The 11,491-nt window shown below is 60.4% G+C and carries 6 protein-coding genes; 4 read left to right on the top strand and 2 right to left on the bottom strand.

Translation table 11 applies throughout. The features are described 5' to 3' along the window. Window positions 1–255: 255 nt before the first annotated feature. Window positions 256–1,650, bottom strand: a complete 1,395-nt coding sequence (locus tag VB780_RS26480; RefSeq protein ID WP_323354188.1) for a Na+/H+ antiporter NhaC family protein — start codon at window positions 1,648–1,650, stop codon at window positions 256–258. A 94-nt stretch (window positions 1,651–1,744) separates the two neighbouring features. Then, window positions 1,745–5,749, bottom strand: coding sequence for a PAS domain S-box protein (locus tag VB780_RS26475; RefSeq protein WP_323354187.1), 4,005 nt, complete (start codon window positions 5,747–5,749; stop codon window positions 1,745–1,747). Window positions 5,750–6,120: 371 nt separating this feature from the next. On the opposite strand from VB780_RS26475, the gene VB780_RS26470 reads away from it, so the two are divergent. The 4 genes from VB780_RS26470 (at window position 6,121) to VB780_RS26455 (ending at window position 11,374) form a co-directional block, all read left to right on the top strand. Next, the gene (locus VB780_RS26470) at window positions 6,121–6,744 is read left to right on the top strand and encodes a DUF1176 domain-containing protein (protein WP_323354186.1); all 624 of its coding nucleotides are present in this window, start codon (window positions 6,121–6,123) and stop codon (window positions 6,742–6,744) included. Window positions 6,745–6,815: 71 nt separating this feature from the next. Next, a complete protein-coding gene (locus VB780_RS26465) occupies window positions 6,816–8,123 on the top strand; it encodes an ATP-binding protein (protein ID WP_323354185.1) in 1,308 nt (435 codons plus the stop codon). After that, window positions 8,120–10,906: an ATP-binding protein gene (locus tag VB780_RS26460; RefSeq protein ID WP_323354184.1), complete on the top strand. Its 2,787-nt coding sequence runs from the start codon at window positions 8,120–8,122 to the stop codon at window positions 10,904–10,906. The genes VB780_RS26465 and VB780_RS26460 overlap by 4 nt, the downstream gene beginning before the upstream one ends. A gap of 180 nt (window positions 10,907–11,086) precedes the next feature. Continuing rightward, window positions 11,087–11,374 (top strand): hypothetical protein, encoded by a 288-nt coding sequence (locus VB780_RS26455; RefSeq protein ID WP_323354183.1) that lies wholly within the window; start codon window positions 11,087–11,089, stop codon window positions 11,372–11,374. Window positions 11,375–11,491: the final 117 nt, after the last annotated feature.

Raw genomic sequence — 11,491 nt, 5'->3', positions numbered from 1 at the left:
TCCCATCCAGTTCGATGGCGTCAACGACTTTTTGTCGCAAATCGAGGCTGTAGGGTTTGGCCATGGCACACAGGTGGGGATGTCTCTACCTCTAGATTATGTCCTAATCAGACTGGCTATAGCTATACCTATGGAGCTTTGCCCATATCTAACGAGTGGACCTTATCGTCACCCACAGTTCTAGCAAACTCATGCAGTGCTGACCCGATGGGTGCAAAGACAGCCATAGCCAGACAAAGGTAAAGGGTAGCCAGGCTAAATATCCCCTTTAAAGCGATCATGCTCAGCAATGGGTTGTTTGCTCAGGGGCAGGTTTCCTAGGGCTTCACCCGGCGACGATCGCCCCCTAAACCAGACCAGTTCAACCATAGGAAGCAGGTAGAGATAGCAGGCAAAGGGAATAAACCCCGCATTTACCCCGAGAACTGTGGCTGGCACCAGCCCGGCGATGTTCCATGGAATTAGCGGGGAGATCACCACGACGGTATTTTCGAGGTCGAGGGCTAGGGCTGAGGGGGGAGCCTGGGTGCGGTGGTAGGTGGGGCCGAGCAGCTGCTGGGTCAGCAAAATAGCGATGGTTTGGGTGCAGCCAAAGGCCGCCGAGAGGGTGCCAACTACGGTAGTAGCCAAGATGCGATCGCCCGGCGTTTTCACCCGCTCTAGCGATCGCTCCACCTGGTGCAGCAGCCGCGTTTCGGCAAAGATGCCCACAAAGGCGGTGGAGATCACCACCACCAGCGACACCCGCACCATGGCCGCTATGCCGCCGCCCAGCACAATGGCGGTCAGCGGTGAGTCAGCCTCTAGGTGAAACCCGGTGAGCAGGTATTGCAGCACCTGCCCCATGTCTTCGTGTTGATAGGCCACCGCCAGGGCGCTCGCCGTAGCGGTGCTGGCCACCATAGCCCGCTGCACCGGCACCCGCAGCAGCGCCAGCAGCACCATCACCGCCGCTGGCCGCAGCGTCACCGGGCCGAGGCGAAACTCAGCGGCTAGGTCGATTCCTAGGCTCGACTCGGCCAGGGGGACTGGGGTAAACAGGGCGAAACCAGCGTAGATGGCGATCGCCAGCCCCAACGGCAGCAGCGAGGTGCGCCCCATGCGGCGAATGTTGTCGTACAGATCGGTGCGGGTAATGGCGGCAATCAGCAGGGCGCTGGAAGACATGGGGGAGGCGCGATCGCCTACGTAGGCCCCCGCAATAATCGCCCCGGCGATTAGGGAGCGGTAAAACCCGCTGGCTTCGCCCCCCGCCACCATCATCATCAGCGCCACCCCAATGGTGCCTACGGTGCCAAAGGAGGTGCCCAGCAGCAGCGACACGGCGCTGGCCAACCCAAAGGCCACCAGCACAAAACTGTGGGGTGTCACCACCTGGAGGCCGTAATAAACCAGCGTCGGCACGGTGCCCGCCGCCATCCAGCTGGCGGTGACGGCACCGATCAGCAGCAGCACCCCGATCACCGGCAGGGCTTTCTGGCTGCCCCGCCACCCCATGGTCGTCAGCGCCCGCAGCGAAAACCCGCGCCGCCTGAGCACCCCCACAAACAACGCCATCGCCAGCAGCAGCGGATAGGCGATAAACACGCCCCGCACCGCGCCTAGCAGCAGCGCCCCAAACGACAGCCCAAAGGCCAGCACTATATCCATAGACGGGTTTCAAATCTAGATACCTCACCCTAGGGAAGGGCAGTCGCCCCGGCAAAAGCATCCCTTTATGTCATTTATCGACGCTGTAGATAGATTAGTCCGCTGGGTCAATCCTGGGCCTGCTGGCCAATTCTGCCACCGCCAGCAGCAGCCGGTCGGGCTCAATGGGCTTAGTCAGGTGTTTCTGGAAGCCATTGGCCAGGGCGCGGTGCTGGTCTTCTGGTTGGGCAAAAGCGGTGAGGGCGATCGCCGGTACCCGTCCGCCATACTCGGGCGGCAGGCTGCGAATCTGTTGCATCAGGTTGTAGCCATCCAGTTCGGGCATGCCGATGTCACACACCAACACATCGGGCTCAAAATTGGTGAGATGGGGCAAAACCTCATGCCCCGAGGCCACGACTCTAACCTCGGCCCCGTACTGCCCCAGCACCGTCGCCAGCAGGTCACGGGTGTCTTCGCTGTCATCCACGGCAAGCACCTTAATCCCTGTTAGGTCAATCACGGTGGGGGGGCGAGTCTCATCCAGGGACGGGATTGAGGCATCGGTCATCAGCGGCAGCCGCAGGGTAAAGGTTGACCCCTGCCCCTCGCCTGGGCTATCGGCCACAATGCTGCCGCCGTGGGCTTCGACCAAATATTTAACGATCGATAGCCCCAGGCCCAGCCCGCCGTACTGGCGAGTAATCGACACATCTTCTTGGCGAAAGGAGTCGAAGAGCTGGGGCAAAAAATCTCGGCGAATGCCCTTGCCAGTGTCGGTAATGGTGACCTGGGCGCAGTCGTCTACCGATTCGAGGCAAACGTCGATCTGCCCGCCCTGGGGCGTAAACTTGACCGCGTTAGACAAAAGATTCCAAATTACCTGCTGCAGGCGGGCACTGTCGCCTCTGACCAGGCAGGCATCGGCCAGGGCGGTGCGCAGCGCGATCGATTTGGCCTGCACAGCGGTGTTCACTACCTCCATAGAGGCTCCAATCACCGAGGCTAGATCGATCGCAATATCGCTAATCTCAAGCTTGCCCCGCAGAATTTTGGCCACATCCAGCAGGTCGTCGATCAGCTTGGTCTGCAGCTTGGCATTGCGCTCAATAGTAGAGAGGGCGCGCAGGGTTTTAGCCGCATCGAGCTGATTGGTTTGCAGCAGTTTAGCCCAGCCCAAAATCGGGTTGAGGGGCGACCTGAGCTCGTGGGAGAGAATTGCCAAAAACTCGTCTTTGGTGCGGTTGGCCCGTTCCGCATGCTCCCGCGCGGTCTGTTCTCGCTCTAGCAGCTGCTTGCGCTCGGTGACATCGCTGGCGGCTCCAAACCATTCCACGATCTGATCGTGCTCGTTGAGCAGCGGCACGGCCCGCGACACGGTCCAGCCCACGGTGCCGTCTGCCCGCAAGACCCGATGCTCTAGCTCAAAGGGGCCTTTGTCGCGAATGGCCTGTTGAATGGCCTCCAAAACCCGGGGCTGCTCGTCCTGGGGAATGTAAGTGTCTAGCCACGAGCGATCGGGCTGCTCGGTACTGGGGAGAAACGACTGGCCATCGAGGTTGTACATCTCGCCCCAGTCGGCGCTCATTCTATACAGCGTGTCTGAGCTAGCAGTAACCAGCATGCGAAACTGGGCTTCGCTGCGGCTCAGCTGGGCTTCGGCCTGGGCGCGCTCTACAGCGGCCCAGGTGCGCTCGGCGGTTTCGTGGATGAGCGAAATTTCAAGCGCTGTCCAGTCGCGGGGAACCGACTGGCTGACGCTGAATACCGCAACCAGTCGATAGCTTTTAACCAAGGGAATGCAGACTAGCGCCTCCATACCGAGCGCCTTATATTGGGTCTGTTCGGGCGCTGTGAGCACAGTGGTGTTAGCGATATCGGCCAGCAGTAGTGGATGCCCCGTGCGCAGCAGCGTATGCACGGTCGGGAAATCTTTAAACTGGTAAACCCCAGCTATGCTGGGCTCACCGGCTTGTCTGTAGTCATCGTGAACGGTACCCGATCGGGCGGCTTCACTGTATTCGTAGTAGTAAACGCGACTGGCGTTTAGCTCTTCGCCAATCAGGCGGCAGGCGGTTGCCTGTACCTCAATGGGGTCGTTCAGCACCCGCAGCGCATCGGATAGGGTGACTCGAAAGGCGTCTAGCTTGGCGGCGCGGTGCAGCCGGGCCTCGGTTTCCTTCTGGGCGGTAATGTCGTTGAAGAGAACGGCCACTCGACGCTCGTGGGGTTCGCCAACGCGAAAGGCATTGACGTCAAACCAGCGCCCCATAGACTGGGCGTGGTCTTCAAACCGCATGGGGTCGCCGGTCAGGGCAACCCGGCCGTAGATCTCAAACCAAAAGGGCTCAATATTGGGCACCATTTCGCGAATGGTTTTGCCAAGGGCATCGACTAGCCCCGACTGGCGCTCAAAGACGGGGTTAATCTCGATATAGCGGTAGTCGATGGGCCGTTCTTGCTCGTCGAAGATCACCTGCAAGATGCAGAAGCCTTCGTCCATGGTGTTGAACAGCGATCGGTATTTGGCTTCTGAGTTGCTCAGGGCCGCTTCGGCCAACTTGCGATCGTGAATATCGACCAGGGTGCCAAACCAGCGTCCGATCTGCCCGGTCTGAGGATCGCGGTAGGGTTCGGCCTGAATTAGAAACCAGTGGTAGAAGCCCGCCGCCGAGCGAATGCGGTGCTCGGTTCTAAACAGCCCGCCCGCCTCCAGCGCTTGATTAAAAACCTCTAGGGTCATGGCTACATCGTCTGGATGCACGAAGCTGATCAGGGCTTCTACCGCTGTAGTTGGGTCGTGATCTGCGCCTGTGTAGTTTCTCCACTGCTGATTGACGAACTCGACTTGACCGGCCGAGTCGGCAATCCAGATCACCTCTGGTACTGTGTTGGCCATCAGGCGAAACCGCTCTTCGCTGGCTCGTAGCGCGGTTTCGGTACGCTGGCGCTCGGTGATGTTGCGGGTTGAGCCCACCACCGCTCGCACCTCGCCCTCTGGGTCAAACAGAGGGGTAAAAATATACTCGTAGACGCCGCTGATGCCGGTCGGGCTGGTGTAGGACGTTGCATCTTTGACGGGCTGGGCGGTGGTAAACACCCGCTCAATTTCCTGCTGAAGTTTGGTGGCCTGGGCCTGGGGGTAGTCGATGTCAAAGAGATTCTTCCCCACCACCTCGTCTAGGGATAGCCCCCATAGGTCGAGCAGGGGTTGATTGGCAAACACAAAGCGCCCGTCGCGGTCGAACAGGTAGACAAAATCGCTGATGGCCGACAGCATGGCGTCGAAAACGTGCGATTGCTCCACTAGATCGTCGTTACTGTCGTCGAGGGCGGCCTCGGACTCTTTGAGGGCGCTGATATCGACGGCGGTGCCGTAGCTTTGTCGCTGCTCGACATCCATCTGGCAGCGCCAGCGCAGCCAGCGGTAGGTGCCATCGCGGTGGCGGTAGCGGTTCTCAAAGGCCAAAATTTCGGTGCCAGCGAGCAGGGCGGTAGCCTCCGCGCTCGATTGCTCAACATCGTCGGGGTGAATGAATTCAATCCAGGGGCGATCGGTCATCTCGGCGGTTGTCCAGCCCAGCAACCGTTCAAAGGTGGGGCTCACCCAGCGGAAATAGCCGTCGTGGCCTGCGATCGCCTGCAAGTCTGACCCCACGGCGAGAAACCGTTCCCGATCCTGCACCCTGGGGTATCCAGCGAGATGGGGTGGGGCGATCGCCGCAGCGAGAGCTTCGTAGATCTGCGCTGCGGTCAACTGGTTTCGGCTCAGATAGTCTACCGCCCCGGCTTTAAGGGCTCGCACGGCCAGGCGGGCATCGTTCTCCCCAATGACGATGATCGGCGGGCACTGCTCGCGCAGCTGGGCTTTGAGGTGCTGAACTAGCTCAAAACTGCCATCGTCTGGATGGTGAGACTCGATTAGGATGCTGTGAATCTGCTGCCGTTGGCACAGGTCTAGAACGGGGCCGTCGTAGCGCTCGGTGATGACTTGATAGGAAATGTCGTCCGCTGGCTGCAACAGATGCTGGCAGACTGCCGATCTATCTGAGTCGCGATCGAGAACAAGAACGGTGCGTAGGTTGTGGGTTGGCCCCGTAGCGCCATCGAGAGTTGTCATTGTAGGGCGCTGTGCCCCCAGCGTTCTAAAGGGTGAGAGCCTATGTCTAAAACAGCAGCAAAGGGCTGATGGGAATGCTCTGCCTGCTGTCGTAGGGGATGAGCGGAACTCACTTCCGGCCGATGTCGAGAAAGGGACGGGGATGTCCGTGTTGACAGCATAGACTCAGACCGGATGCTAGTGATATAGCTTAAATTTTATGGGGTTAATAACGCAAACGAATCCACCCACAGAGGGGACTTGAGAGCATTTTCTTAGCGTCAAAGGCAGCAGGGTTGGCGGTGTCTGAGCTTGCCCGGCAGGCAGATCGGGAAGGCTAGGGACGTTAAAATGGTGGCAACACCGGGCGCGATCGCGCTGAGGAGGCTCAAGTGAGACAACTAAAACCCCAGGGCGCGATGGTGATGCTGGCGATGGTTGCGATCGCGGGCTGCACCACGCCTTCAACCCCCAACCCCGAAGCCGCTTCCCCCTCGGCGGAGTCAGGCTCAAACCCCGAGAGCGGGGTCGCATTACCTCCGGATGAGGCCATTCTCCAAACCGTTTACGACCAGGCCGAAAGCCTTGATCTGTGCGATGGGTTTTACCAGCCTGAGGTCGCCCAGGCAGACTCTCGGGTCTATCGGGTAGGCGATCGCGCCCTGGTAGAGCTGGTCTGCGCCAACGCCGCCTACCAGGCGGTCTACGCCTACGTCGCCTACCAACCCGATGGCTCGTGGCAGCCGCTGTCGCTCGACGTGTTTTATCCCGACGAAACCGGGCAATTTGTGCGCACCAGCGAGGGCACCGTGGGCGGCCTGGCCACCTTTGACCCCGAGCAAGGTCTGCTGACGGTGTTCAGCAAGGCGCGGGGCATCGGCGACTGTGGCTCACTGGCCGACTACCGCTGGTCGGGGGGCGAGCTAGCGCTAGAAACCTTCCGCTATCAAGAGTGCAGCGACTCACCCGAGGAGAACTTTGTCGATCCCGCCGACTATCCCCAGGTTTATCCCTAACTGGCGCTAAAGCTTTAGCTCCGCCCCACAGCCCTTGCGCTACCCTGGGGGCAACCCTACAGCCATTACCCATGCTGGATCTACAGCAGTTTTACGATGCCTGCGACCCCACCCAGCCGCTGCGGGGCAAGCGCTACTATATCGACTTTTCGGCGGTGCGCGGCGGCGACATTGTGCAAGAGCTAGAGCGCAAAATCGCCCGCCTGGCCCGCAACCGACCCACCACTCAGCTGTTCACTGGCCACATTGGCTGCGGCAAATCAACCGAGCTGTTTCGCTTGCAAGACGCCTTAATGCGGCGCAGCTTCGAAGTGGTCTACTTTGAGTCAGACCGCGACCTGGAGATGGCCGATGTGGAGATCTCCGATATTCTGCTCAGCATTGCCCACAACATCAGCGAGCATCTGGACAAATTGGGCATTGCGACTAAGCCCACCTACCTGCAAGGCCTGTTTCAAAACCTGGCCGACACTCTGCGCACCCCGATGGAAATCTCCGACGTGAGCTTTTCGGCGGGCATTGCCAGCATCACCGCCTCGGCCAAGCAGAGCCCCGACATGCGCAGCCAGCTCCGGCAGTACCTGGAGCCGCGCACCCGCAGCATTATCACCGCCATTAACGACGAGCTGCTCACCCCCGCCAACGATCGCCTCCAGGCCCAGGGCAAAAACCGCCTGGTGGTGATTATGGACAACCTCGATCGCATCGACAGCGCCCCCCGCTCCCAGGGGCGGCTCCAGTCGGAGTACATTTTTGTCGATCGGGGGGAGCAGCTTAGGCAGCTCGACTGCCACATGGTTTACACCATTCCTCTGGAGCTGATGTTTTCGAACGATCTGGTGCGGCTGTCGAACCGGTTTGGCACCAACCCCATGGTGCTGCCTATGGTGCCGGTGCGCGATCGCAGAGGCAGCTCCGACGAGGCAGGCATGGCGCTGCTGCGGCAGATGGTGCTGATTCGCGCCTTTCCAGAGCTGAATGTAAACCAGCGCATCGACGCGGTGGGCCACGTATTTGACGAACTGGCCACCCTCGATCGCCTCTGCCAGATGAGCGGCGGCCACATGCGCAACCTGATTCGCCTGCTGGATGGCTGCCTGCGCAAGCAAGACCCGCCCTTCTTGCGCGACACCCTAGAGGCGGTGATTCGCAACGAGCGCGACAGCCTGATGGGCCTAGTCAGCGACCACGAGTGGGATCTGCTGCTCCAGGCCGTCTCCCGCCGGGATGTGCAGGGGGATGAAGACTACAACATTCTGGTGCGCAGCCTGTTTTTGTACGAATACCGCGATGCCCAGGGCCGCTGGTTTGGCCTCAACCCCCTGCTGGCCGAGACCGATCGCTACCGCAGCTGGCGCGCCCAGCAGCCCCAGCCATGAGCGGTCTGCAGCGCTTGGGAGCCAGCGATATGGTGGCCCACAACCAGGCCGCCCTGGCCGAGCTGAAGCGGGCGATTACCCTCAGACCCAACCGCTTTTCGCTGGTGCTGGCCCGGTGCAACTACTCGCGTTTGCAGCGGTTGATGGTTGACCATTTGCAGACTCAGACGCCTTTGGTAGAGCGATCGCTGCCCGCCCACGTCACCACCCTACTCCAGGCCCTCACCCCCGCCGCCGCGCCGCTGCTCCCCGCCCTGATGGTGACCGGCCTAGAGCAGGTGCAAAACCCCACGGCGGTGTTTAAAGCCGCCAACCTGGGGCGCAATGCCTTTCCCAAGATCCTGCCGTTTCCGGTGGTGCTGTGGGTGAGCGATCGCACCCTGGCCATGCTCAACCGCCACGCCCCCGACTTCAAAAGCTTTGCCGCTGCCCCCATTGCTTTTGAATACCCCCCCGGCGAGCTGATCGACTCGCTCCACGCCAACGCCAACGACCTGTTTGCCACCATGCTCTCGCTGGGCGACAGCAGCCCCCACTCCACCGAAGCCCCCGACTACCAACCCGGTTCGACCCTGCGCACCGAGCTGGAGTTTGCCCTGACCGACATTGCCCAAACCCACGCCACCCTCGACAGCGAACTCAGGGCCAGCCTCGACTTTCTCAAGGGCCGCGACGCCTTTAGCCGCAGCGACCTCGATGTCGCCCGCTACCACTTCGAGCAAAGCCTCGCCTACTGGCAAAAATCCCCCCGCCCATCAAAAATCGAAAATCGAAAATCGAAAATCGAAAATTCCCCGCAGCAGTCTGAGTCCTCTCTGCCCCCACCCCCCTTCACCCCCCCACCTCCCACCCCCCGCCAAAAACAGGCCGTCCTCCTCTTCTACCTCGGGGCGACCACCCGCAGCCAGGCGACCCTGCAGCGGGTGGTGTACGATCGCCTGCTCCACAAGGCCGAGAGCTACTTCACCGCCTGCCTGCGCATCTTTCGCGATCTGGAGCAGCCTGACCTGGTCGGCAAATTTATCCACGCCCTGGCGGAGGTGCAGCAAAAGCTCGGGGCCTGGCCCGCCCTGGCCCGCACCGCCCAGGAGGGGCTGACCCTGCACCGCCAAGACCCCATTCGCCTGGCCCGCAACCACGGCTATCTGGCAGAGGTGGCCCTGGCCCAAGGCGATGCTGCCACCGCCAAAACCAACGCCGAGCGGGCGCTGGATATTCTGGCGATCGCGGGGGCCGTCACCGCCGGTTCCCCTAGCGAAACTGAATCCAGGACAGAGCAAAACGCCCTGGCGGTGGCCAACCAGTATCAGCGGGGCTGGTACCTCTACCTGCTGGGGCGGGTGTATATTGCCCAGGGCCAACCCGAGGCGGCCACCACCCTGCTCGAAGCAGCCTACACCTACACCGACCCCAAAGCCGACCTGCCCCTTTACCGCAGCATTCTGCAAACCCTGCAACAGCAGTACTACCAGCAAAAAAAATACCGCGCCGCCTTTGGGGTCAAGCTCAAGCAGCGCCAGGTTGACACCCGCTTTAAGCTGCGGGCCTTTATTGGGGCAGGTGAAATTCAGCCTCAAGAGCTGCCGCTGAAGGGCGCGGGCTCGATCCAGGCGCTGCTGGCCACCGAGATTCAGGCTTCGGGCCGCCAGGCCGATGTCGAGGCTCTTACCGATCGCCTTGAGCAACCCCGCTACCCGCTGGTGATTATCCACGGGCCGTCGGGGGTGGGCAAAAGCTCGATTCTCTACGCCGGGCTGGTGCCGGCCTTGGCTAAGTCGTTCCCCGAGGGGCGATCGACCCTGCCCGTGCTGGTCAAGGGCTACCGCGACTGGCCCGACGAGGTCAACCAGGCCCTGGCCCGCGCCCTGCAGCAGCAGAACGAGGCCGACGGCGATGGCATTCCGCCCGCTGCCCCCATCGACCCGACCGATCTCAGCGATCGCCTCCAACGCCTCACCGAGCAGCGCTATCGGCAAATTGTGCTGATTTTTGACCAGTTCGAAGAATTTTTTGTTGATGCGGTAGAGCTCACCCAGCGCCGCGATTTCTACGCCTTCTTGCTCGACTGCCTCAACACCCCCTACCTCAAGGTGGTGCTGGCCCTGCGGGAAGACTACCTCCACCACCTGCTCGAAATTGAGCGCGGCTTTGACCTCGATATTCTCAACAACGACATTCTCAGCCGCGACTACCGTTATTACCTAGGCAACTTCAAGGCCACCGATGCCAAGTTTTTGATTCGCCGCCTCACCGACGACGCCCATTTTTATCTCGAAACCGCCCTGATCGACCAGCTGGTGGCCGACCTGTCTACCCCCATTGGCGAGGTGCGCCCCATTGAGCTGCAGGTAGTGGGTGCCCAGCTCCAGCGTCAGGAGATCAACACCCTAGAGGAATACCTCGACCTGGGCGACCACCCCAAAGAGACGCTGGTGCAAAACTTTTTGGGCACCGTGGTGGACGACTGCGGCGCTGAAAATGCCGATTTGGCTCGCCTGGTGCTTTACCTGCTCACCGATATCGATCGCGACAGCCGCCCCTATCGCCCCCAAAAAAGCCGCGAAGACCTCGAAGAAGAACTCAGCCTGCGCGGTGCTGCCTATCAAGCCGACCAGCTTGATCTGGTGCTCGACATTTTAGTGGGCTCGGGCCTGGTGTTCTTGCTGCCCGATATCCCCATCGATCTCTATCAGCTGGTGCATGACTATTTGGTCAGCTACGCCCGCCGAGAACCGCCTGGGCGCTTACTTAACAAGCTGCGGCGCAGTCGAGTCTTAGGGTAACGCTAGAGGTCGAGCTGCTCCACGGTTGCGGACAGCAGGGAAACATTGGTAGACGGTCGAGCCGACCAACGGGGTGAGCACGCCACTTTGGTTTAGGGCACCATTGATTTACATCTACCTTAGGGCGTAGTCTGAATCTATGCCTCAAGGTAGATGCAACGTTGCCTGATAGAGTTCCCCATGAATGACACCTGGCTTTCGGATTACGTTATTTACTCTGAACGAGCCGGACAGGGCTATGCGCGACGAGCCTGTCGACCCTTAGAATCCCACATCAAAAAGATGCTGGGGCTGCCAGTTAGCGAATTCTCTATCCATGCCGAAATTAAATATCTCACCCTGGTTGAGGGGGGCGCGACCTGCGAGTGCCCAGCCTGCAAGCTCAGAGCCCCAGGCAGTGCCGGGATTTTTTGGGCTGTCAACCGCATTGATTCAAAGGAAGCGGTTTCTGAGGCAGAAGAAATTTGAGGCCTTGCCAAGTCATACTAAATTCCGCTCAGGAGATTTCTAGAAAAGAAGATCGCCGCTTTGTTGGGCGATTGTAGCCACCGTAGAGGGGCACAGCCCACCATTGGGGAGAAGGTT

The sequence above is a fragment of the Leptolyngbya sp. CCNP1308 genome, assembly GCF_034932455.1.
Classification (GTDB): Bacteria; Cyanobacteriota; Cyanobacteriia; order Phormidesmidales; family Phormidesmidaceae; genus Nodosilinea.
The sequence above is the reverse complement of the archived record's forward strand: the minus strand, read 5'-3'. Positions and strand labels throughout refer to the sequence as shown.

Bases quoted from the DNA above. Each gene is read 5' to 3' on its own strand.
- VB780_RS26480 (WP_323354188.1), bottom strand. From the start codon at position 1,650: ATGGATATAGTGCTGGCCTTTGGGCTGTCGTTTGGGGCGCTGCTGCTA.
- VB780_RS26475 (WP_323354187.1), bottom strand. From the start codon at position 5,749: ATGACAACTCTCGATGGCGCTACGGGGCCAACCCACAACCTACGCACC.
- VB780_RS26455 (WP_323354183.1), top strand. From the start codon at position 11,087: ATGAATGACACCTGGCTTTCGGATTACGTTATTTACTCTGAACGAGCC.
- VB780_RS26460 (WP_323354184.1), top strand. From the start codon at position 8,120: ATGAGCGGTCTGCAGCGCTTGGGAGCCAGCGATATGGTGGCCCACAAC.
- VB780_RS26465 (WP_323354185.1), top strand. From the start codon at position 6,816: ATGCTGGATCTACAGCAGTTTTACGATGCCTGCGACCCCACCCAGCCG.